Consider the following 23067-nt stretch of genomic DNA (forward strand, 5'->3'; position numbering starts at 1 on the left):
TACACAGACCGCGCAACAGTGGCCGGACCCTTTTGTTATATTTCTCTTAACCCCTGACACTACACAGGTCAAGCCGCCACGTTGCCGTCGCTCGTAGGGACAAGCTGGTAGCCGCGCCAGAGTTATTCGTAAATTTCGTTGTCTATACCTTCACCAACACCGCAATCTCCGGATCATAAAGATACTCGGTAATGCTCCCATCTTTGATCCTCGCAACAGCCTCATCAATGACAAACAGAGGAACAAGAAACCATTCCTCTGGCTGCACGGGATGGCCAAAGCGGTCATTGATGGTAATGTTCAACCGTGCGGGCGCGAACAGTCTGTGGAACAACCTCTCTAGCCCGGTGCGGTTAATGCCTGCTAATTTGTAGGTAGCTACCACTTCGACCTTCGCCAACAGGTAGGTGGAGTCATTCTCGGCATTGGCAATGCGCGTTTCTACCTTGCCACCGGTGACACCAATCTTGTGGATGACATCACGATGCTCGGCCACATAGGGGTTATCAGACAGCGAGCGCAACACGTAAATAGTGCCGCTTTCCAGATCACCCTCCTCTAGGAAATCACTGAACAACGGCCCCATATCAGGATCAGTAATTCGACGTGCTGTTTCGTCTTTATACAAAGCGCGAACCAAGGACAACCGTAGCAGATTGCTTTCGGTGCCATTCGAGAAAATGACCCGCAGCCGAGCGTCTTTCTTGCCTTGTGGCGAGTCGAACTCTTCGCCTTCTTCCGCCACATAGGCTGTTTGACCGTCCAGGATGAACCAGTGTCCCACCTCAATCGTGGCGTACTGCCCAAAAGGCCGTGTCACTCTCAAACCTGATTCCAGATCACTGCGCACCTGATCAAATAGCGGCTTGAATGCCTCGAAATCCTCGCATGTATCTCGGTTGGCAATTTCTTCTGCCGCCCGTTTTTCAGCACTGGTACGCACGTGACGCAATTCAGTGATATCAACAGATCCAGTTGCCCCGGCCAACTCGGCAAGCAGAGCGTCATCGTCCATCGTTTCCACTGAGTCCTCATCCCTGGCGTCACCACTGAGCAAGCCCTGATGATCAAGGGGGGCCAGCAGATCGCGACACTCCTCAAGGGTGCGCAGACGCTCTAGGCGCACGGTATAGAGCCGCTCGAAAATGTCTCTTTCTTCGCCGTGTTGTGGAGTACGGCCATGCAGCTCGACAAAACGCTGAATTTCCTCAAAACCAGCAATAATCCGCTCTTCACGGGCTGAGAGGCTTTTTTTCTTTGTCGGCTGGGCAAATTCATCCAGCTCAGCACGCAAATCGTCCAGATCAGTCATAACGCCCCTCGTCTTTGAAACGCACAAACGCCGCTGCACCTTCAGCCATACGTTGCTCCCAAGGATCTACTGAACTCATCGATGGCAGCCGACCCCGCTCCTTCTTGAACTTGACCGCCCTCAAAGCCAGCTCCTTGGCCTCCTCTGGCGTCAGACTGGTGCGCTTGCCAGAAATGGCAGCGGCCACTTGCTTCAGGCTGTCCTCGCTCATGGATTTGGCCAAAATCGCGTAGGCCTCGCTGAATGGGTTGATGCGGTCGATCAGGTCGATATCCAGTTCGCGTACGTCCATGGCGAACTTGCGCACGCCAGCAAGCAACGCGGTATTAGGTTTCGGCTCGGTGCCACCCACATCTGTCGTTTCTCCACCGACCAGAAGCTGCTTGGCTTGCTGAGTGAGATTCAGCGCAGCAATCGCGTGTTGGCGAACCGCCTCCCGGTCTTCCGCATCCAGGTTGGGGTAACGATCCTTGATGATCTTGCCCATGCGCACTTGTGTCAGCTCTTCCGGCACCAGTTCTTCATCGAACAAGCCACGCTCAATGGTGTTTTTGTCCTGTACAAAACTGGCAATCACCTCGTTCAAATCTTCCCGGCAAATGCGCGTAGCTTCGTCGCTTTTGGGTTCCACTAGTCCCTTGATTTCGATTTGGTACTTTCCGGTTTCTTCATTGACGCCCACGTTGCACTTGCCAGGATCATACCCACCTTCGCCATAATCAAAGCCTGCCTGCGGGCCACTGGTAGGGTTCTTAGGTGTGAACTCGAAGCGCGGAGCCAGCACCTGCTCCATCAACAGACTGGCAGCAATGGCCTTCAAAGTATCGTTCACGGCCTCTGTCACCGCCTGCTCCGCCGCATCCGGCTCTGCGATCAGGTTAGTGAAACGCGCACGGGCCTTGCCCGGAGCATCACGCGTCGCACGACCGATGATCTGAACGATTTCTGTCAGGCTGGAACGATAGCCAACCGTCAGCGCATGTTCGCACCAAATCCAGTCAAAACCTTCCTTGGCCATCCCTAAGGCAATAATGATGTCCACGTGATCGCGGTTGTGTTTCTGCTCGGGGTCTTTTAGTGCAGCGGACACCCGATCCCGCTTCACGGCATCGTCGTCCACCAAGTCGGCGATTTTCAGCAATCGGCCTTCTGGCGTTTTGACCAACTGAAAGCCCGTTACCGGGTCAGTGCCCTGCCATTCGCCCAGCTCCTCGATGATGTGCTCCACCTCGCGAATCTTGTCCTTGGTACTCTCGCGGGAATTTACGCTGGGAATATGGACGATAGTTTTCTCGGCGGGATTAAGCACCTTAAGAATATCGTCAGCGTAGGAGCCGGAATAGAAGTAGTAACCGATATCTAGATTTTTGAGGTACTGATAGCCGTTGAGCTGCTCGTAATAGGTATAAGTTACCGTATCGAAGCGCGACTCGTCCTGTGGAGCGAGCACCGCTTCCGCATCACCCCGGAAGTAGGAACCGGTCATGGCCACGATATGCACCTTGTCACGAGCAATCAGCTCACCCAAGTGTGCACCCAGCTTGTTGTCCGGGTTGGCAGATACGTGGTGAAACTCATCCACCGCAATCAGTCGGTCATCAAACGCCGCAACACCAAATTGATCCACTGCAAAACGGAAGGTAGCATGCGTACACACCAGTATCTGATCATCGCCGTCGAGGAAGGCTCCGAGCGCTTTGACTTTGCCGCCGTTATCCGTGCCCGGCGCATTACACAAGTTCCATTTTGGCACTACCTGCCAGTCGGCCCAAAAGCCATACTTCGACAGAGGTTCGTCATTAAAGCTCGCGCCGATAGACTTTTCCGGCACCACGATAATGGCCTGCTTCAACCCCTGATTGTGCAGCTTGTCCAGCGCTATAAACATCAAAGCACGGCTCTTACCAGACGCCGGTGGCGACTTGATCAACAGGTACTGTTCACCCCGCCGCTCATAAGCACGTTCCTGCATGGGCCGCATACCCAATGCATTGGACTTGGTGGAGCTGCCATTACTGGCGTAAGAGACAGACACAGAGGGTACAATTTTTGTCATAGTGCGATACCTGTCAGGGCCTCCTAACCTTATGTTTAAGATCTTGTTCCAATTGTTCGATTTCCTTCAAATCCGCAGCATCTGCGGCTTCAGCCTCTGCTATGCGTCGCTGCTGATCGAAGACCTCATAACGCTCACGAGCAACCCTCTCCATGCTCTCTCGGCTGACTGAACCAGCACCTTCGAGGATTGCCTGATCATTAAAGGCCAGCATTCGGTCTACGTTGTTACGCCAGAAGTCCAGGGTCAGTTCTTTCTGCTGCTTAACACGCAACTCGGCCTGCTCAAGGAAGATCACCACCAACCTATTTAATGTGTCGATCTCGTCGGCGGTCAGATAGTTCTTAGCAACAATGACATCGTGCTTTCGCACCCGCGAACCACTCCAACTGTTCAATGCCATATTGGGTTGACTGGGATCAGAGCGCTTCAGAATCAGTTCGGCAGCTGTGTAACCCGTCGTCGCATAAAGTAGCTTGTTCTGTACCTCTGCGAAAAACAAGTTCGTATCCCGCTCACGAGCCTGGTAATCCGAACTGAGGGTAAACAGATCTCGAACCTTCTGATAAAAACGCTTTTCCGAGGCCCTTATGTCGCGTATGCGTTCCAGCAGCTCATCAAAGTAATCCCAGCCGCCGGGGTTTTTCAGGCGCTCGTCATCCATCACGAAACCTTTGCGCAGAAACTCCTTGAGATGGGTACTAGCCCATTGGCGGAACTGCACGCCCCGTGGCGAACGCACGCGGTAGCCGATGGCCAGGATCAGATCCAGATTGTAGTAACTGATCTTCCGATTTACCCGTCGATTACCCTCAGATTGAACTGTCAAGGATTCCTTGACAGTTGCCTCAGGGGCTAATTCCTTATCTTCAAAGATATTTTTTGCGTGCAGCGATACATTCTGCTTGGTCGTCTGGAGCAGCTCAGCAATTTCCAGCTGACTCAGCCAGATCGTCTCACTCTCCACTCGAAGGTGTAGACGAGTTTGGCCGTCGTCGGAGGTATATAGGATAAGTTCATTCATGCTTTCTGCCCCCACGGCACGCTCTCTGAGTCGGACGTATATGTTGCGGTCAGTCGATTGGTATATGTACCACCATAGCCGCATAAAGCCAGTACAGATAGTTCCAGATACCAGAGACTCAGTTTCCAAGCGTCCACATAGCAGCCGCGCACATCTTTCTTACTGACCGGATGAACCAGAGAGTTCCGAATGTCTGCAATCGCGTGCGGCCCATCCAACCACTTGGAGCTATTACTAAAGCCATCATTTTTTTTGGAGATATCTGGCACAGCATGTGTTATTTCACTTGGTATACCACAAAGAGAAAAAAGCATCCTCAATCGATCCGATGCCCACAAATCATCAAAGCCTTTACCTGAAACCATCTTGCGATCCACAACAATATATTGGTGTGCCAACCGCTCCAAAGCGACTTGTGCCAGAATAATAGCCGTATCGATACTCAGCGAGCGGCCGCTCGTATTGGCCTGCGTATACCAGTATATAACCGTTTGCAAACACTCCCTCCACTCATCCGACTGTTGCCAACGATTTGCAAACATCGGAAACAGACGTTCAGCCTGACTTGCTTTGAATGGGGTGAACCACGAATAAGGTGGGTTGCTGGTGCGAGGTGAAGCAAAGGTTGTCCAAGTTTTCTCACCATTTCCAGCTAATCCTACACCGCATACAGCTGTACACCATCCACCCTTGACAAACGCCAGGAAGTTATCAAGCAGATGACATTGCTCGCCGGCGTCTTTCCCCGAGAACGGCTTCCCATCGTTGCGCTCCAGCTTCACCATATGCGTCAGACAACAAACACCTTCAGCCTTTATTCGCTTCCATGCCTCACGCGTTGCACCATCAGGCAATGCTTGTAGCGAAAACGTCCATTCTTCGGATGTCAGAATAAGCTGAGCGCAACCTGCGGGTGCAGCATCCTGATACTGCCCGCCATTGAAGTCAGGAAAGTTGAAAAGATGAAAAATTGCAGAAACTGAATTCTTGGACTGCATATCGCATAACACTAGAGGCTCGAACTTTGGGTGCCAATCCAGTTCCCAGTTTTCAAAATTTTCACCAACCTTGCGCGCTCCGCAGAACCCTTCGATTCCCAAACCACTGAACGAAAACGATGACTCGGTGGTTTCTTTAAAGGCAAAGACAAGGGGAGATATTTCCCCACCCTGAAGACTTGCATGAAAAATCAGACGAGGACTGGGTATTAATGGGAGCAGAAGGTCAGCTGTTCCACGATATACGGTACCATCCAAACTTACCTCTACCGTCCCTTTAGACAAAATAACGGGCTCTTGCGCAGAGGTGAAATTGTATACCGACATCAAAGGTTGGGGTCGGCTCATACGTTTTTCCTCGCAACCTTTTTCGTTTCCTCAGTCGTCATTTTGGTGTAGAGATCAAACAATTTTTCCAACCGTTCGGTATCATTTTTAAAACGACGACCAATATAGATGCGCTCCAGCACTTCATCATTGCGTTCGTGGGCGGCACGGAGGTTGTCCGGCATGGTTTCGGGGTTGTAGAGATCGGCGATGGTGGCAGGAAAATGCGCTTCGCGGGCCAACAGGATATCTTCGGCACAGCGGGTGAGATCAGCTTCATTCTTTTCAGTCAAAGTAGGAACAGGGAAAGTGTTCCAACCAAGGGTGTTGGAGTAGCGGTAGCGCGTTTCCAGCTTGCCACAGACTGTGGCGATCCAGACCAGATGCAGACGACTCGCAATCAGCGCCATATTCCACAGCGGGGCATCGTAGAGAGCAAAGGCGCTCCCATAAACAATCGTAGGTTTGGGATACAGTGAAACGGGAAGAAAATCTCTATTCTCCGAAGAATGAACAGGAAGCACAATTGCATAACTCTCGTTCCCAGTCTGACGAATCTCATCGAATTTATGAGGCGTCATCGCTGCCTTATTGGTTGCTTCCTTTTTACTGTTAAGACGCATTTCTTCAACAGCTTTAATCCGCTTATTGATCCCAGGAATTGATCGCGCCTCCTCCAAATCAGGACTGTTAATCCATAAGCAATAGCGCTGCAAGCCTTTAATTGATTCATTTGAACCGATAAACGGGCGAATAAAGCGATCGGCGTGCGGGCTCTCAGAGAGAAGATGTTCACGCTCATTAGATGAAAGCAGTAAATGACCTCCATCAACCGGATAGTTTCCTTTAACCATTTCAGCAAGTCGGCACAGTGAAACTCTAGAAGGGACTAGCGAGCGATAAGGACCGGGTATTAAATATGGATTTATTTCGTTGACTTCTGCAACGCTCGATACTCCGTCTATCCCAATAGAGAACAGTTTGCATGATCGGATTTTATGTTGAGTAATACCCACAATGACAACTGTTACGCCAGCATTATGAGATGCAAGATTCGCCCACTTGAAACTCGTGTGTGCAAAATGAATCTTAACGCCCATGCTAAACAGTTCAGGCCAAATCAGTGGTACCTGTTGACCTTGGCATATCGAGTTGGTGGTCACGAATGCTGCTGCGGCTGAAGTATGACGACCATAGTCTGCGGCTTTAAAAAACCAGCCGCAGACATAATCCATTGCTTTCCAAGAGTCAAAGCGCCCCTCAAATAGAGCTTTCATATCCGCTTTATGCGTTTTTTCTTGTTCGCGGGTACCAATGTAAGGTGGATTGCTGCATATATAGGTCTCCCCACCCTCATTCTCAAAATCAATCTGCGCTTGATCGAGCGGCGTTTCGAACAAATCATCAGCCAACAATTTAACGCCCGTTCCAGTGGGAGGGCAGATAGCCAGCCAATCCAGCCGCAGTGCATTACCGCAGGTAATCCAGTTATCGGCACTTAACGGTAGAAACTCGTTCAGCGCCAGCTGTTTGCCCCGGTACTGCACGTTGCATTGGTACTCAGCAATAATGAGCGCCAGCCGGGCGATTTCAGCCGAAAAGTTGCGTAGCTCTATACCCCGATAGTTGGTCAACGGAATATCTGTAGGCCGATCACGCTCACCCCGACGATAATTGATTTCTGCTTCGATCTCCCGCATCTGTTTATAGGCAATCACCAGGAAGTTGCCCGAGCCGCAGGCTGGGTCGAACACCCGAATGCGCGCCATACGGTTACGCAGGTTGAGCAACTTACGGGAGTTCTCCCCAGCTTCTTCCAACTTTGCGCGGAGATCATCCAGGAACAGCGGGTTCAGTACCTTGAGAATATTGGGCACGCTGGTGTAGTGCATGCCCAGTGCGCCGCGCTCTTCATCATCGGCTACTGCCTGGATCATGGAGCCGAAAATATCCGGGTTGATCTGCGTCCAGTCCAAGCCGCCAATGTGCAGCAGATAGGAACGGGCAATCCTGCTGAACATCGGTACTGCCGTGCTGCCAGAAAATAGCCCGCCATTCACGTAAGGAAACTCATCCGCCCAACGTGGAATAGTCACAGCCGCACGTTCGGCTTGTTTGGTATTCATGGCGCGGAATATTTCGCTGATCACCTCATGGGTGTTTACTGAGTCCCGCGCGCTCATTTGCGCCACGGTGTCGGTAAACAGGCTGCTGCCGCTAAAGATGTCAGTATCTTCGGCAAAGAAGCAAAAAATCAGCCGCGCCATAAAGTGGTTCATTTCATGGCGCTGTTCTTCTGTTCCCCAAGTGGGGTTGTCCTTCAGCAGCTCCACATACAACCGATTCAGGCGGCTGGTAGCGCGGATATCAAACGAGCTATCGCGCAGCTGCTTGACGGTGGTGATGCCCGCCAATGGCAGGAAGAAGCCAAAGTGATCTGGAAAGGCCTGGTAACTACAAGCGACGGTTTCTCCGGTGTCCAAATCCTCGGCTTCGAAACTCTCGCCGTCGGTGGCCAGAATAAAGCGGGCTTTAGCTCGGCTGGTGGCTGGGCTGGCTTTAAGTGCCGTCAGCATTTTCGCGACGCTACCCGCTTCAGCCACGGCAATGTGGATATTGTTGGTCTGTAAAACGCCACCCAGGTCAGATTTGTTAGAGGTGCCTGAACGCAGTCGTTTGATGGTGGTGGCCTTATTACCAAAGGCCTCCAGAAAAGCATAGGCAAACTCAGCCGGGTCAAAGGGCTGAAGTGCTAAGTCTGAAATGGCCTGTTCGATTTCTACTGCGTTCATGTTTCTTCTCATGGCGTTGTTGCGCTTGCGTCCATTTGATCGCTGCCTGAGACAGCCGCGCCGCGAGGCGCCACTTTGTAAAGGGTTGTTCGGGAAACCTTGTAGCGTTCTGCAATTTGGGTGACCGGGATACTCGGATCAGCCATGAGCCGCTTGATTTCCTTAATTTGTCGGGCATCCAATTTCGGTTTACGTCCTCCTGATCGCCCACGCGCGCGGGCGGCAATCAGGCCCGCCTGCGTTCGCTCGCGAATCAGGTTGCGCTCGAACTCTGCCAGTGCGGCAAAAACATGAAACACAAGTTTTCCGGCAGCACTCGCTGTCTCGATCTTCTCGGTGATGCTCTCGAAGCCAATACCTTTGTCTTCTAGCTCTGCAACGATACGCACCAGGTCAGGCAAGCTGCGCCCAAGCCGATCCAGTCGCCACACAACCAAAGTATCACCCGCTCGCAACGCCTTCAGACAATGGTTCAGCTCCGGGCGGCCAGCGGCTTTGCCGCTCGCCATCTCTTCATAGATCGCCTGAACCCCTGACAATTGCAGTGCGTCGCGCTGCAAATCCAGGTTCTGGTCATCCGTCGAAACACGGGCATAACCGATCCGTTGATTCATTAACAGTTTCCGGACGATGAAAAATTGATGGGAATTTTAACAGTTTGATAGCCAGAGCGGCAGTGCTTAGGCAAGATTTCTCTAGTGTTCAGAAAACCACCGTTTTCTGAACACTAGAGAAACCCCTCTTTCGGTTTTTAGCAAGCCATAGCAATTTATTCCCTGCACTCCCCCCCCTTACAACAACAGACGAACACTATATTCAAGAAATTTTCAGACATATATCACCTTGATGAGAGCGAGCAAAGGCTTGCTCATATGCCGTTTACCTACATCAAGGATCTCTATGTCTGATCAGTTCACTAATGATGAGCAGTGTGCTCATCGCGCCAAGCAGCCTATCCGCTGCCCAGCCTGCGGCTCTTCTTCTATTCACACTAAAAACCATGCTCAAAAGCTCGGCGGTACGCTAGGTGCAGGCATGGGAGTAGTAAGTAGCTTATCTAGCGCAGCTCAGGGAGCCAGTAGTGGTGCAACACTGGCTTTTCGCTTTACCCCATCTACACAACCTCTTACTCGCATCTCAGCAGCCGTACTCGGAGCCCTCATCGGTGGAGCAATAGGCTGCGCTACCGGTGCTGCTTTTGGACAAGCAATTGATAACACCATTTTAAACAACCACCAGTGTTTACGTTGTCATCACTCATTTCAAACCAGCTAATACCTACAGGAAAGTCACAATGTCACATCACGTTGAACAGATGGCCTATGTAGGCCAAACACCTTGGCATGGCTTAGGCAATCAATTGTCAGCCAATCAACCTATTGAGGTCTGGCAACAGCAAGCTGGTATGGACTGGAGCATTAAAGAGGCACCAGTGCAGTTTGTAGATACTGTTGATGACACCCAAAGCCGTTTGATTACCTTTCCCCAGAATAAAGTCTTGTACCGTTCTGATACCAATACCCCATTATCGGTGGTTAGCCAACGTTATCAGGTCGTACAGCCTCGTGAGATTCTGGAGTTTTACCGAGATCTCACCGAGGTATCAGGTTTTCAGTTGGAAACAGCCGGTGTATTAAAAGGTGGCCGTAAGGTATGGGCACTGGCTCGTACTGGTCACTCAGCCACTTTGCAAGGCAACGACGTTACTAACGCCTACGTGCTGTTAGCCACAGCCTGCGATGGCACACTGGCGACCACCGCACAATTTACAGCGATTCGGGTAGTCTGCAACAACACGTTAGCCGTTGCATTAGATAATAGCCAAGGAGCCGTTAAAGTTCCGCACAGTACCACCTTTGATGCTCAAGCGGTAAAACAGCAATTAGGGATTTCTGTCTCTAGTTGGGATAGCTTTATGTATCGCATGAAGCAATTGAGTGAACGCAAAGTGAAACACGCTGAAGCAGAGCAATTCTTCAGGCTGCTCTTCTCGGGTAGCAAGCAGTCAATCACACAAGCACCGAATGAACATGCCATGCGTAAGACGCTTAGTATCTATAACGGTCAAGGCCGTGGTGCAGAGTTAGGATCGGCCAAAGGTACGGCACTGGGGTTACTTAACTCGGTCACAGAGTTTGTGGATCATGAACGCCGAGCCCGTAACAGTGACTACCGCTTGGATTCCGCCTGGTTCGGACAAGGCGCCATACTTAAACAAAGTGCCTTAGAGCAAACGTTACTCATGCTCGCTTAACACCATCCTCCTTTTCTACGATTACAGCATAAGGCCCAGCGACTTCATTACGCTGGGTCTTATGTTATTTATGAAATCAAGTCGTGTTTTCAGCTAACAAGCAGAAAAATCACTTATAAAGTTGGTTGACGTTTTCTAAGGCTTAGAGTTTTGTGGTTTTCTTTGAACGATAGGCTTAGAAACCACCACATCCAAAACCATCATAAGCTCTGAAGGTAGCACTCCAAGCGCTTTACTAAGAGCAATGATGTTCATTAGTGAAATATTCTTCTCACCTCTTTCAACCGTACCGAGATAGCCAGGATGCAGCTCCGCTGCTGCCGCGAGCTCTTCTTGCGTCATGCCCGCAGCAATACGATAAGCCTTCACTGCCTGCCCGAAAGAGGCAAGTGATCTGTCCGTGTGTTTAGGGCGCATGGTCTCTTGCTCATACAAAACACCATCCCACCAAAACCACACTTATAGGTAAAGAACTTATAAGTTAGGTTAATATCCAAAAAGAGCCTATCAGGACGTCGAAGTAATCACACACAATCATCCTCTTATAAACCCATCACTTCTCTCACTTATTCAATATGAATACTTCCACAGAAATCAAACAAGTCAACAACACCTGGATCTGGATTCTTGCATTTGCACCAATAATAGGAAAACTCTTAGAGTACGCCGCCGCAATTATGTTTTCCGATAACGAAAGAGAGTTTCTGATCTCAATGACAGACAGCCATTACTGGTATATCACGGTAATACTTAACGTTCTCATTAGCTACATAGATGAGAAGAAAATCAAAAACAGTGGTATAGATACCGATACGTTCGGTAAATTGTTCTTTATTATCCCTGTTTACTTATGGAAACGAGCTGAAGCGCTATCACCAAATAAAAACTATTTCTGGACCTGGATAGCAAGCTTTGTAATTTCATTCTTTTTATAAAGGGAAATTAAAATGACAAAATCAAAGAAAATAGCTATCGGGATCTTAGCTGCTGTTGTTGCATTGATGACAATTGGTGCTTTTGCAGAAGATGGTCCAGCGATTGAACTTGAGCAATCAAAGATATACAACAGCTATTACCGCTTCTACCAAGATGTTCTAGATATCAAAAACACTGGCGAAAAACCTGTTGTCCTCAAACTTAAAGGCGTTACACCTAGTGAGTGCAAAATACACAGCATCTTGGGAGCTAACAACTCTTTTTCAATCGACCCTGGTCAGTCAATGATTTATCACATTAACGGTTGTGATCGCTTACTAGAAGCAACGGTGGCTGTCGATGGTCAAGATTATGTTTATAAGTTTTAAATAAACTACCATAGGTCTCTGGTTCTCTATCTACCTTAATCTCCATTTTAGGGGTAACCCATGAAAACAAGCTCTCTGCTCTCTATTGCTGTTGTCGGTCTGTCTCTGTTTTCCAGTTCCACATTCGCACAACAAGCAACCGTTCACACCGATGAACAAAACAACCGTACTGTATTAAAAATCCCAGACAAAGGTGATGTGTACATCAACGACCAAGTTGACTACCCAACCATCATGTTCCAATTTCAACAATACGGTGTTGGTGTGTACGTGGTAAATGGCTCCCATGGCACCTCTTGCGAAGACAATATCTACGTTGTAAAAGCTGGGACCTCCAAGTACAACGTTTCCCGTGTTGAAGGCTGCTACTTCCCAAGCTACAGCTTTGCTATTGAGGATGGTCAAAAAGCGGTACTAACTTTTAAAGGTCCAAGTGGTGCACCGAAAGTGTTCAATGTAGACCTTATTGAGTAACGGTTTGCTGCGACATAGTGAGTGAGCCTATTGTGTTTGAGTAGGCTCACTACTAACAATATAACTGTTCACCATTGGCCGCATTGTTTGTTCAATTTCTCAACGCTCCCAGCCCCTTTCCTCCTCCCCAAAACCACCTTCTCTCTCCCACCTTCCACACCTCATTCCCACCAAACTGACCGAACCTTGTGCAATTGCACGCAACGTATAGCCGCTGCTGTTATAGGGGCAACTAGTAGTGCTCCGTTAGATTGTGCCTTGGCAAGCATAAAAGCAAACCTGCCTTACGCATGTGTAGTGGAGCTGCACTCAGTCTCGTTTCAACACTACAGCTTTACACAATGATCCTTGCCTACGTTTCAGCCACGCTTACTTGATACCGACACTACTGTCGCGTGATGTATAGCACTACGCTGCTTAATCATCAGAACGACTAAGCCAGTGCCTTAATAGTGCGTAATGAATACTTACGTACCACCTCTACACTTCACAACGTTTACAAACCATAAGCCCGATGGGAAACCATTGGGCTTTATGCTTTCTAGGAGCTCTTCAGATGAATATCGCTACCGCTCGCGTCATCGAACGCGCTAACCGTCCCGCCTTACGACTCATCAACACCAAAGACCTTGACCGCGCCGAGTGGTTATCTGTCCGCAAAAACGGTATCGGAAGCAGTGATGCTGCCGCAGCCGTTGGACTCAACCCGTATCAATCCCCACTGGAGCTTTGGCTAATTAAAACAGGACGTGATCAAGACTTAATAAAACCCAACCCAGACGATACAACCTCTCCTGTTTATTGGGGCTGCTTACTGGAGCCCATTGTGGCGGCTTCCTATACGAAACAAACAGGACGTCGCGTGCGCAAAGTAAATGCTGTACTACAGCATCCTGATCCAGACAAAGCCTGGATGCTCGCCAACATTGATAGAGAGGTAATCGGAGCGCCTGACGTGCAAATCTTGGAATGTAAAACCGCTGGTGAGTTTGGTGCTCGTCTGTGGCGTGATGGTGTGCTGGAATATGTTCAGTTATAGATACAGCACCAGCTCGCTGTGACGGGTAAACAAGCTGCGGATGTAGCCGTCTTGTTGTGTGGCCAGTACATCGCACTCATCGCGATGAACGTTTGATTGAGCGCCTCATTGCATTGAAAGCACGGTTTTGGCACTACGTCACAACGGATACGCCACCACCTACAGACGGCTCCAATTCTGCCGCCGTAGATAGCGGCAAACAGGTGGGCTTTAGCCAAGACAGTCAGATGTCTGCACTGTTTACGGATTTGCAAGAGGCTCGGTTCCATGCTGATAAATATAAAGCCTTAGAGGAACAGTACAAGCTGAAAATTCAGAAGTCTATGGCGACGCAGCTAGGGCTGTCTTTGAAACGGGCTCGGTGACTTAGAAAAGTAGCAAAGACAGCACTGTGTTCGATAGCAAACGCTTGCTAAGTGAGCAACCTGAACTACTCCATCAGTTCAGCCTAACTCGTCCAGGCAGTAAACGTTTCACAATCAATGCTTAGTCGCCTCTTAGCCCCCATTACTCTCATCCGTATAGATGCCGCTCATTAGGAGCGGCGTTTTGCATTATCAAGAAATCCCCATGCGTTACCACAAACTTACAGCAGACCCTGCGCCAGGCACTTACGTCATGGAAAGCTCTATTGTAACTGAGCACGATATTCTAACCATGGCAAGACAATTCACGTAAGCGTTTTGCAAGAGCGAAGCCTTGCTAACCCCAGCAATGTCAAAGCCCATTTACAAGCCCTGTATGCGCATTACGAGCATAAGATGTTTAGTATCCTAGCTCCACAATACATACCGTGCCATTACTGCATGAACTCTTTCGTGGCACGATCAATTCGACTGTGGTGCATCCACGTGAAGTCATTAAGATGACACTCAAACACAATACTGCCGCTGCTATTTTAGTAGTTTTGTGATCTTCTATAACCCTCCCTGACTCGACTGGGCGTCATCAGAAAAACTAGCAGCTTTATCATACGTTTGCAGCATACCTATTCTGTAATCTTCTGGCTTAATCGCGTAGCAGACTCTTTCAGTGCTTGCAACATCACGGCCTGATTTTCAGGGGTAAAACGCGTAATAATGCCAGACAATGTTAGAGCGCCAATAAGTATGCCTGACCTACTGAATAACGGCACCGCCACAGCGGCCAGATCAGGGTCTCGCTCCCCCAGTGAAACCGCGTAGCCTTGCTCAGCAACTGTTTTTGCGTTTTGCTCCGAGGGCTCGCTAAACGCTGCCAAGACATGCCCCGACGCCCCACTAGCCAAAGGGAGACTAACGCCCTCATCTAAATGATGGCGAGCGGCCCGACGCGAGTTCTCGCGATACAAACAAACTCGTAAATTGCCTTCACGAACATACAAGGAAGCTGTCTCCCCGGTTAACTCCATCAACTGAATAAGCTCGGGTCTGACATTTTGCTCAATATTGAATTTGCTATGGTAAAGCTGACCCAATCGCCACAACGACTGACCCACGCCATACCGCCCATCTTGTCCCCGCACCAAAAAGTGAAATCGTTCTAATGAAGCAGCCAAACGCAACACGGTACTTTTATACATCCCGGTCACTTCAGCCAATTCAGTCAAACTTAAACAGCGTTTTTGCTGATTGAAACACTCCAGAAGCGTTAAAGCTCGCTCGACAGCTTCCACACGATGTTGACTCATCGATTTCTCCATTTTTTAACAGGCTCTCATTATGGCATTGGACATAACGTTACTGCTCCCATCCGTTTTTCGGTGTTGACTTTCCCTCCCTTTGGTCTACTATACGCAACTGGAGTTGCGCAGAATAGTACTAAAATCTATATTACGCTATAAACGAGGAGAAATATGTCTATACGCTCATACCAGCGCGCTTTTGCGCTACTTGCTTTCACAGCTTTTACAACAACCATTCAAGCAGAAGTGGTGTTTAGTGGCGTATCTGCCACCTCAGACGACTACGCATTAGGCGTAGTGTGGTCAGGCATAGCTAAAGACGCAGGCCTAGCTATGACAGTCGTTGAGAATGGCACCGTCGCAGGAATGCGAAAAACAGCTCAGGAAGAGGTGGACTTCGTCGCAGTGGGCTCACCACATTACTTGGATGCTGTAGTTGGTGAAGGCGCTTATGCCAAAGACCCAGCGTCCATCAGAGATAAATACAAAACTATGAAGGCCGTCTTGGGCCTGCCTTCTGGCATGGCTCAATATGTAGTGAGTGCAGACAGTAGTATCAAAAAAATCTCTGACTTTGATGGTAAAAAAATAGGTGTAGGACGACCTGGCGGCAACGCAGGTAAGGTGTCCAATGATTTATTTGACCTCCACACTATTAAAGTCAGTGGCCAACACCTGGAGTATGGTCCAGCTTTAGAACAACTAGTAACAGGAGCTCTGGACGGCACTCTAGTCTGGGGAAGTATCCCCAACGCTTCAATCGACAATGCTTCGCGCGGTAATAAACTGCGCCTTGTCTCACTGGACGAAGACTCGTTTACACAACTTCAGGAGAAAATCTCCAACGGTAAGTTCTATATTTTGCAGTCCGTACCAGCCACCACAATAGATAAAATTTATGAAGGGCGTGTACTCGTTGAGGGAGATCACGTCAACTTCTGGACGTTCCCATGGCAAGTTATGGTGAATGAGTCTGTGGACGAAGAAGTGGTTTATCAGCTTACCAAGGCCTTGTGGGAAAACATAGAAAAAGTGCAGGCCAGCAGTGCTGCCTTATCTCTGATTCAACGCGATACTACCTTGAAAGGAATTTCTGCTGATCTACACCCAGGAGCCGAAAAATATTATCGCGAAGTAGGCATGCTTAATTAACTACTGAGCATATTCAGGCAGTGCGCGCGCGTAGCACATTGCCTATTTAAAAACGCAGGACCTCAGATGCCAAAATTAGATAAAACCATACATACTCTGGGCGTATATGCCAGTGCTACGCTCATCTTATTCATCATATTAACGCAAATATTCGGACGCTTTCCGTCCCAAGTACAGTATGGCACGGCGTTAATGCTGGCGATTGTAGCCATCACTGCTCGATCACACCCGAAAAGCTCTGCTATTACCAGTCACCGCACCATGTTAGCCAATATGCTGCTTATTTTAGGTGCAGTATTAAGCTGGGCGTATTTTACTCACCAATATGATGTGATCGCTAACTATCGCGAAGGCCTGCCTAACTCAATGGATTTATGGTGCTATGCCATTGGCACCTTGGTTGTCATTTGGGCAGCTCACCGTGCAGAGGGCTGGTTTTTAACCAGCGTCGTTCTGCTGGCTGTCGCTTACTTAGCCTTTGGGCATTTACTACCCGGAATTTTTCACCACCGTCCCTTTTCCATCGCTCGTATCCTAGAGGTTTCCTACAGCTATCGAGGTATTTTCGGTGTTGCTCTGGCCTCTGTGGTAGATATTGTCGTAGTCTTTGTCGTGCTCGGTACCGCCTTACGCTTAACGGGCGCCGGAGATTTATTTAACGACCTAGCCTTACTGTTAACACGCGGACGTCGTTCAGGTCCCGCACAAACAGCCATTATTGCCTCAGCTTTTTTTGGATCCATTAATGGTTCTGCACCAGCCAACGTTGCTGCAACAGGCGTGCTAACCATACCCATGATGAAACGCTCGGGTTTCTCCGCCCGCTTTGCTGGCGGAGTAGAAGCCACCGCTTCTTGTGTAGGACAGATCATGCCCCCCGTTATGGGTGTTGGGGCATTTATTATGTCTGACATCACAGGTATTCCTTACGTTACCATTATGATAGCAGCAATATTGCCTGCTCTTCTTTACATTCTATCTTTGTCCGTGACGGTAGCCTTAGAAGCGGGGCGCATGCAAATCCCCCCCTTAAGCGATGAAGACACACCGCCTTGGAACCGCACCATGACCCTGCGAGCTGGTCTGCTCATTGTCGGCTTTGGCACCCTGCTCACTCTACTCATCAGCGGTTATCCAGCGCCATTCAGTGGCTTAGTTGCAACTGGTGTTTTGCTCTTAGCTGCTAGCATGTTTCCTGAGACTCGCTTAAAGCCTGCCAACTGGTTATCCATGTTGACAGACAGTGGGCGCGACTCGCTATCCGTGTTGCTTTCCTGCGCTGCCATCGGCATTGTAATTGCTGCCATTTCATCCACTGGTTTCGGCATTAAGCTGAACCAAGAAATCACGGTTCTGGGGCATAGCTCATTACTGCTTGCTCTTTTCATGGCTGCTATTTGTGCCATCGTACTGGGTATGGGTCTCCCCACTGCTGCCTCATACTTGATGGTCATTTTTGTAGCAGGCCCAGCCCTAATGGACTTAGGTGTCGATAAGCTCACTGCACACATGTTTGTGTTTTATTACGCTGTGCTATCAGCCATTACTCCACCTGTGGCCTTAGCGGTATTTGCAGCAGCAGCCATTGCTAAAACCAATCCCATGGGATTAGCGGTCACCGCCGTACGTATTGCTGCAGTAGGTTTTTTCCTCCCTTTAATTTGGATTTATCACCCTGAACTTTTAGTGCAGCCAGGCAGCGACCTTAATGCCCTGTTTTTGTACCTACCCGCAGCCCTAGCGGCGATAGTGGCTTTTTCCGCCGCTCAGATCGGTTTCCTATTCAGGCCATTACTCGTGGTGGAGCGTATATTTCTGGCCGCAGGAGCACTACTAATTGCTGTGCCTTCAAATGTGTTGAACGGTGGTGCAGCCATAGGGCTGATAGTTTATTTTTTATGGATATTTAAAGGAAGTAAGCAACGTGGCTAAACAGCTTGAGGGTTTACGCATTCTAGATTTAACGAATGTTCTGGCCGGCCCTTTCTGCGCATATCAATTAGCTCTGCTAGGAGCTGAGGTTATCAAAGTAGAGATGCCCACGTCTGGTGACTTAGCTAGACAGCTTGGAGCCGACCCAGAGTTAAACCGAACCTATATGGGAGCCTCTTTTTTAGCTCAAAATGCAGGTAAGAAGTCATTAACCTTGAATCTAAAATCAGCGGCAGGAAAAGAGATTTTTAAACGCCTTGTCGCTACAGCGGATGCGCTCATAGAAAACTTCAGGCCAGGAGTCATGGATCGTTTAGGACTTGGGTACAACTCCTTAAAAAACATTAAACCCGATCTCATTTACTGTGCTATATCAGGTTTTGGTTGTGACGGTCCGCTGAAGAACAATCCTGCATACGACCAGATTGTTCAAGGTATGGCCGGAGTCATGAGTGTCACCGGCGACTCAAACACTGCACCATTACGAGTAGGTTACCCGGTCGCCGATACTATGGGTGGAATTACAGCTGCTTTTGCTACGACGGCAGCCTTACTCAAACGCGAAAGAACTGGCGAAGGAGACTTCATAGATGTCTCTATGCTTGAATCCACCGTCGTGGCCATGGGCTGGGCTGTATCCAACTGGTTGATTGCTGGCGTACCCGCACAACCCATGGGCAATGAGAACATGACTGCCGCCCCCTCTGGAACATTCAAAACCGCTGATGGCCTACTGAATATCGCAGCCAATAAGCAAACTCAGTTCGAACAGTTGTGTCACCTACTCTCTAAGCCTGAGCTCATTACCGACAAGCGTTTCTCAGAACGCGAAAGTAGGAAAAAAAATCGTAAAGCCTTACGTGAAGAACTGGAAATGGCTCTACAAACACAGTCCGCTAGGCACTGGGCCAAACTATTAAATTCGCACAATGTGCCTGCTGGAGAAGTACTTAGTTTGGCTGCTACTCTCGCTCATGAGCAGATCCAACAACGAGGTTTAGTCCACACGTTTGAGCAAGCACCCGGTGTAGGTAAGGACGTACAAGTCGTACGTTCCGGCTTTAAGCTGGCTAGCGGCGATCCACGCCCTAGCTCGCCACCACCAATATTGGGACAGGACACCTTAACGCTCCTCGACTCTCTGGGCTACGACTCTCAAACCATAGACACATTCAAAAAAGAGGCGGTGATATGAGCACCAATGACTCTCACGTTCAACAAGCCATGCAAGACTGGTGGCGCACCGATATTATCGATATGCAACCCGGCTCTATCCGCTACCATGGATACGCTATCCAAGATCTCATCGGACACGTTAGTTATACCGAAATGATCTGGTTAATGCTACACGGCGAGCTCCCCAATGCGGGACAAGCCGCTTTGCTGAATGCAGCTCTGGTGGCTGGGGTGGACCACGGCCCTCAGGCGCCTTCAATTGCCATCGCCAGAATGGCCGCCACATGCGGTGTGGGCCTGAATAATGCCATGGCCTCTGGCCTGAACGTATTGGGCGACGTACATGGTGGTGCGGGAGAGCAAGCAGTTGAACTCTATCATCACATTGACCAATTGGTACAACAAGGTACTACGGTAGAAGCTGCTAGCCAGACAGCCTTAAATGCCTTCTGGAACCATGGCAAAAAATTCGTACCTGGTTTCGGCCATCGTTTTCACCCGGTTGATCCCAGGGCTCCCCGCTTGCTAGAGCTAGTAGAGCAAGCAAAAGCAGAAGGCGTCGTTGACGGCCGATTTGCTTCTATTGCTCGTGAAGTAGAGCGCACCATTCACCACAGTAAAGGTCGACTTATTCCTATGAACATAGATGGTGCCACTGCCGTCATCTATGCCGAGTTAGGCTTTCCTGCTCCTCTGGCTCGCGGCCTATTCTGCCTCTCTCGATCTGTAGGTATCCTGGCCCATGCTTGGGAGCAAATGCAGTTGCCTGACCGTAACAAAGGCCCCATACCACGGCAGTATATTTGGAATTACAGCGGTCACGCTCCACGCGAACTCAAGGAGAGGGAGTCATGAGCCTTTATCCTCCACCTGCTCAACGCTGCACTGAGGTTTTCAGTCGACTTCCTGAGTGCTTCTTTCTGGCTGGTACCCCTTCTGGCTGGGTGCAGGCAAATAAGCCAGGCCAAGCCGTCAACTCTTTTTTAGAAGGTCCTTCATTTGATCGAGAGGGTCGGTTATACGTCGTTGATATCCCCTACGGGCGAATATTCCGTATTTGCCAAAAGGGTGAGTGGAAGTTAATCAGCCAGTACGATGGTTGGCCCAATGGCTTAAAAATTCATGCCGATGGCCGAATTTTTCTTGCAGACTATCAGCACGGCATTCTGCAGCTCGACCCGAACGATGGAAAGATCACTCCGGTACTCACACACCGCCGCAGTGAGGGCTTTAAAGGAGTCAATGATTTAATCTTTGACCAGCAAGGAAACTTATACTTTACTGATCAAGGCCAAACCGGTCTACACGACCCCACTGGTAGAGTGTTTTGCTACAACCTAGATAGTGGACGCTTAGATTGCTTGCTCGATACTGGCATTAGTCCTAACGGCCTAGCGCTCAGCCCTGATGAAAAGACCTTATATGTCGCCATGACGCGGGGCAATGCCATCTGGCGACTCCCCTTGCTTGCTGATGGTTCTGTATCCAAGGTAGGGATTTTCGTCCAAATGGCCGGAGGTGTTAGTGGTGCAGACGGTGTTGCCGTCGATCAGGCTGGAAATGTATTCGTAGCCGATGCTGGTAATGGCTGCGTCTGGTCATTTAGTCAATACGGGGAACCTTTACACCGCTATATAGCCTGCACAGGAGGCCGCACAGTCACTAATCTCGCTTTTGGGGGTAAGGACTTACGCACCTTGTACATGATTGACTCCTTCTCAGGAGCAATCCTTAAGGCACAAACCGAGCATCCCGGCCTACCTTTATTTTCACATAGTGATACCTGATAAGGCACCACTGCTTTAGCACATAAAAATGTCACTATAAAGGAATCCATATAGTGACATTTACCTTCATCCACGCACCCTCACTCCGTAATGAGAGTGGCATCCTGTAAGCAATACCTACTGACATGAAAATAGCCTCTTAATTTCCTGCCCAGATGGCCAACCAATCTTTCTCTAACAGAGTCTCAATCTTTTTGAAAGACTACCCACACATACTTCGGGTTCAGCTATAAACAAAACCAGGGGAGCTCTACTTACCATCATGCTCCTCTAGGTCTCAACACCTCAGAGCTATTGCATAGTCTCTACCCCCTGTTTTAGTCGCCCCACCTGAGCACTTCAACGAATCACACCAAAAGCAATCTACGTCCACTGCCAGCCCCATAACTCACCAGTCATCTTGAGTGGAACAAACAAAGGGCTTATACCAAACACAATGGATATGCTTTTCACATTTGGCTGTATTTCAGTTTTTCTCACTCACATATCACCTTGATGAATGCTGTCTCTGTATGGATGCATTCTCTTTTCTCTTTATCAAGGAATTCATGTGTCTATCCTCCCCCTCGCATCAAAACACTCTCCCACTCTTCATCATTTCAACATTACCTGCCCGAAGTGTCACTCCGCACAGACTGAATCTCGCAAGCAGGCTCAACGCATATGCGGCGCTATAGGGGCCATTTCAGGAGCAACTGTAATTTTCTCTAACGTCCGCCTGGGTGCAAAGCTAGTTCGTTATGCAGCACTTGCTTCTCCTTTGGCAGGCATAGGAACCACTGTACTAAGTCTTTTTAGTAGCGCAACCATAGGCTGCTTGGCTGGTGCGGCGCTGGGCCAGGTTATCGATAACACCGTTTTGAACAACTACCACTGCTTACGTTGCAAGCACTCTTTTTCAGTACCCAACACTGCCTCATGACATGTAGTAGTACTACTGCGTAAGGCTTCCCGAATGGCTAAAGCCGTTGTTATACGCCACAGCACTACGCAGCTTGAGCAGCCAGAGGCTCAATACAAACAGCGTATTAAAGGCCGTATAGGTTAACCAGTCATGCAAAGCTTGAAACAAGACCTGTCTGTTAGAAACGCTGTCAAGCCTGCCCGGTTTTAGAGGCTAAAGCTCTGCTCGCTGAGCTCCTATAACTCCTTACTCACTATCCACGAATCAGAACAAGGAGTCGTCGTTTTTCGTACAGGCCTAATCCCACATTTCATCTTAAAGCCGCTCTGAACTGGGCGGTTTTTTTTATGCTTGGAGCCATTTTGCAGAGTCACACAGCATCCATTCATTTACCGCTACAGTTTGTACTGATGGAACCTACAAGCAAGGCTACGTCGATTACAAACACCGCACCACAACGGCGTGCGCTACTGGGCCGTCAATTGCCTACCCATGAAGACGTGAAGGCATTTCTCTGTACAGAGCTACAAGACGTCACAGAAGAGACGCTCGCCCTCCTTCTACTTGATAAAGCATATCGAGTAGTCCATTTTTATCAAACCTCTAACGCTACTCTGAGCACCATCTATCCCCGCGAAATCATTCAGCGCGCTCTGAGACACAAGGCACATAGCGTCGTACTAGCACGTGGTTTTCCCTCCAAAGAGCCACGCGACAACCGTACCGAGGTCAAACTCGTTAAGGCCCTTAAAGACCTTCTCGCACTGATTGACATACACATACTCGACCTCATTGCTGTAACACGCTCTGGCTGTGTGTCATTCACAGACAATGGGTGGCTATAGAACGTAGTAGCTACAGGGCTTTGCAAAT

Annotated in this window: 20 protein-coding genes and 1 pseudogene; 13 read left to right on the forward strand and 8 right to left on the reverse strand. The window is 49.2% G+C overall.

The genetic code is table 11. The features are described 5' to 3' along the window. Positions 1-142: 142 nt before the first annotated feature. Genes ACLPHM_RS09760 through ACLPHM_RS09785 form a run of 6 tightly spaced genes read right to left on the reverse strand, consistent with a single transcriptional unit; the run spans position 143 to position 9123 of the window. Positions 143-1312 carry a GIY-YIG nuclease family protein gene (locus ACLPHM_RS09760; protein WP_430221044.1) on the reverse strand — a complete coding sequence of 390 codons (1170 nt, stop codon included), beginning with the start codon at positions 1310-1312 and terminating at the stop codon, positions 143-145. Beyond that, complete coding sequence (locus ACLPHM_RS09765) at positions 1305-3368, reverse strand: DEAD/DEAH box helicase (RefSeq protein WP_430221045.1); 2064 nt, start codon at positions 3366-3368, stop codon at positions 1305-1307. The genes ACLPHM_RS09760 and ACLPHM_RS09765 overlap by 8 nt, the downstream gene beginning before the upstream one ends. A 13-nt stretch (positions 3369-3381) precedes the next feature. Next, positions 3382-4392: a virulence RhuM family protein gene (locus ACLPHM_RS09770; RefSeq protein WP_430221046.1), complete on the reverse strand. Its 1011-nt coding sequence runs from the start codon at positions 4390-4392 to the stop codon at positions 3382-3384. Beyond that, positions 4389-5738, reverse strand: coding sequence for a hypothetical protein (locus tag ACLPHM_RS09775; protein WP_430221047.1), 1350 nt, complete (start codon positions 5736-5738; stop codon positions 4389-4391). Before ACLPHM_RS09775 ends, ACLPHM_RS09770 begins: the two co-directional genes overlap by 4 nt. Continuing rightward, positions 5735-8509, reverse strand: a complete 2775-nt coding sequence (locus tag ACLPHM_RS09780) for a class I SAM-dependent DNA methyltransferase (protein WP_430221048.1) — start codon at positions 8507-8509, stop codon at positions 5735-5737. The genes ACLPHM_RS09775 and ACLPHM_RS09780 overlap by 4 nt, the downstream gene beginning before the upstream one ends. An 8-nt stretch (positions 8510-8517) precedes the next feature. Further along, positions 8518-9123 carry a recombinase family protein gene (locus ACLPHM_RS09785; RefSeq protein ID WP_430221049.1) on the reverse strand — a complete coding sequence of 202 codons (606 nt, stop codon included), beginning with the start codon at positions 9121-9123 and terminating at the stop codon, positions 8518-8520. Between the two features lie 286 nt (positions 9124-9409). Here ACLPHM_RS09785 and ACLPHM_RS09790 point away from each other — a divergent pair, with 286 nt between their 5' ends. Beyond that, positions 9410-9784 carry a hypothetical protein gene (locus ACLPHM_RS09790; RefSeq protein WP_430221050.1) on the forward strand — a complete coding sequence of 125 codons (375 nt, stop codon included), beginning with the start codon at positions 9410-9412 and terminating at the stop codon, positions 9782-9784. 19 nt (positions 9785-9803) lie between these two features. Next, positions 9804-10763: a DUF932 domain-containing protein gene (locus ACLPHM_RS09795; RefSeq protein ID WP_430221051.1), complete on the forward strand. Its 960-nt coding sequence runs from the start codon at positions 9804-9806 to the stop codon at positions 10761-10763. A 135-nt stretch (positions 10764-10898) separates the two neighbouring features. Here the strand turns inward: ACLPHM_RS09795 and ACLPHM_RS09800 are convergent, their stop codons facing one another. After that, on the reverse strand, positions 10899-11180 hold the full coding sequence (locus ACLPHM_RS09800; protein ID WP_430221052.1) for a helix-turn-helix domain-containing protein: 282 nt from the start codon (positions 11178-11180) through the stop codon (positions 10899-10901). A gap of 158 nt (positions 11181-11338) precedes the next feature. On the opposite strand from ACLPHM_RS09800, the gene ACLPHM_RS09805 reads away from it, so the two are divergent. The 5 genes and pseudogenes from ACLPHM_RS09805 (at position 11339) to ACLPHM_RS09825 (ending at position 14493) form a co-directional block, all read left to right on the forward strand. After that, entirely contained in the window at positions 11339-11698 is a 360-nt protein-coding gene (locus ACLPHM_RS09805; protein ID WP_430221053.1) for a hypothetical protein, read from the forward strand. 12 nt (positions 11699-11710) lie between these two features. Further along, positions 11711-12067, forward strand: coding sequence for a hypothetical protein (locus ACLPHM_RS09810; RefSeq protein ID WP_430221054.1), 357 nt, complete (start codon positions 11711-11713; stop codon positions 12065-12067). Between the two features lie 60 nt (positions 12068-12127). After that, positions 12128-12541, forward strand: a complete 414-nt coding sequence (locus ACLPHM_RS09815; RefSeq protein WP_430221055.1) for a hypothetical protein — start codon at positions 12128-12130, stop codon at positions 12539-12541. 556 nt (positions 12542-13097) lie between these two features. Then, positions 13098-14070, forward strand: a pseudogene (locus ACLPHM_RS09820) (YqaJ viral recombinase family nuclease). A 303-nt stretch (positions 14071-14373) separates the two neighbouring features. Beyond that, positions 14374-14493, forward strand: coding sequence for a JAB domain-containing protein (locus tag ACLPHM_RS09825; protein ID WP_430221056.1), 120 nt, complete (start codon positions 14374-14376; stop codon positions 14491-14493). Between the two features lie 75 nt (positions 14494-14568). On the opposite strand, the gene ACLPHM_RS09830 is transcribed toward ACLPHM_RS09825, so the two are convergent. Continuing rightward, positions 14569-15249 carry an IclR family transcriptional regulator gene (locus ACLPHM_RS09830; RefSeq protein WP_430221057.1) on the reverse strand — a complete coding sequence of 227 codons (681 nt, stop codon included), beginning with the start codon at positions 15247-15249 and terminating at the stop codon, positions 14569-14571. Between the two features lie 165 nt (positions 15250-15414). Between ACLPHM_RS09830 and ACLPHM_RS09835 the strand changes: the two genes are divergently transcribed. From ACLPHM_RS09835 to ACLPHM_RS09860, 6 genes are all read left to right on the forward strand, one after another. Then, the gene (locus ACLPHM_RS09835) at positions 15415-16395 is read left to right on the forward strand and encodes a TAXI family TRAP transporter solute-binding subunit (protein ID WP_430221058.1); all 981 of its coding nucleotides are present in this window, start codon (positions 15415-15417) and stop codon (positions 16393-16395) included. Positions 16396-16461: 66 nt separating this feature from the next. Then, complete coding sequence (locus tag ACLPHM_RS09840) at positions 16462-18327, forward strand: TRAP transporter permease (protein WP_430221059.1); 1866 nt, start codon at positions 16462-16464, stop codon at positions 18325-18327. Then, positions 18320-19522: a CaiB/BaiF CoA transferase family protein gene (locus ACLPHM_RS09845; protein WP_430221060.1), complete on the forward strand. Its 1203-nt coding sequence runs from the start codon at positions 18320-18322 to the stop codon at positions 19520-19522. Before ACLPHM_RS09840 ends, ACLPHM_RS09845 begins: the two co-directional genes overlap by 8 nt. Beyond that, the gene (locus ACLPHM_RS09850; RefSeq protein WP_430221061.1) at positions 19519-20358 is read left to right on the forward strand and encodes a citryl-CoA lyase; all 840 of its coding nucleotides are present in this window, start codon (positions 19519-19521) and stop codon (positions 20356-20358) included. The genes ACLPHM_RS09845 and ACLPHM_RS09850 overlap by 4 nt, the downstream gene beginning before the upstream one ends. Further along, a complete protein-coding gene (locus ACLPHM_RS09855) occupies positions 20355-21290 on the forward strand; it encodes an SMP-30/gluconolactonase/LRE family protein (RefSeq protein ID WP_430221062.1) in 936 nt (311 codons plus the stop codon). The genes ACLPHM_RS09850 and ACLPHM_RS09855 overlap by 4 nt, the downstream gene beginning before the upstream one ends. 1314 nt (positions 21291-22604) lie before the next feature. After that, positions 22605-23039 (forward strand): JAB domain-containing protein, encoded by a 435-nt coding sequence (locus ACLPHM_RS09860; protein WP_430221389.1) that lies wholly within the window; start codon positions 22605-22607, stop codon positions 23037-23039. Positions 23040-23067 lie beyond the last annotated feature (28 nt).

Source organism: Paenalcaligenes sp. Me131 (assembly GCF_050487225.1).
Lineage (GTDB): Bacteria > Pseudomonadota > Gammaproteobacteria > Burkholderiales > Burkholderiaceae_B > Paenalcaligenes.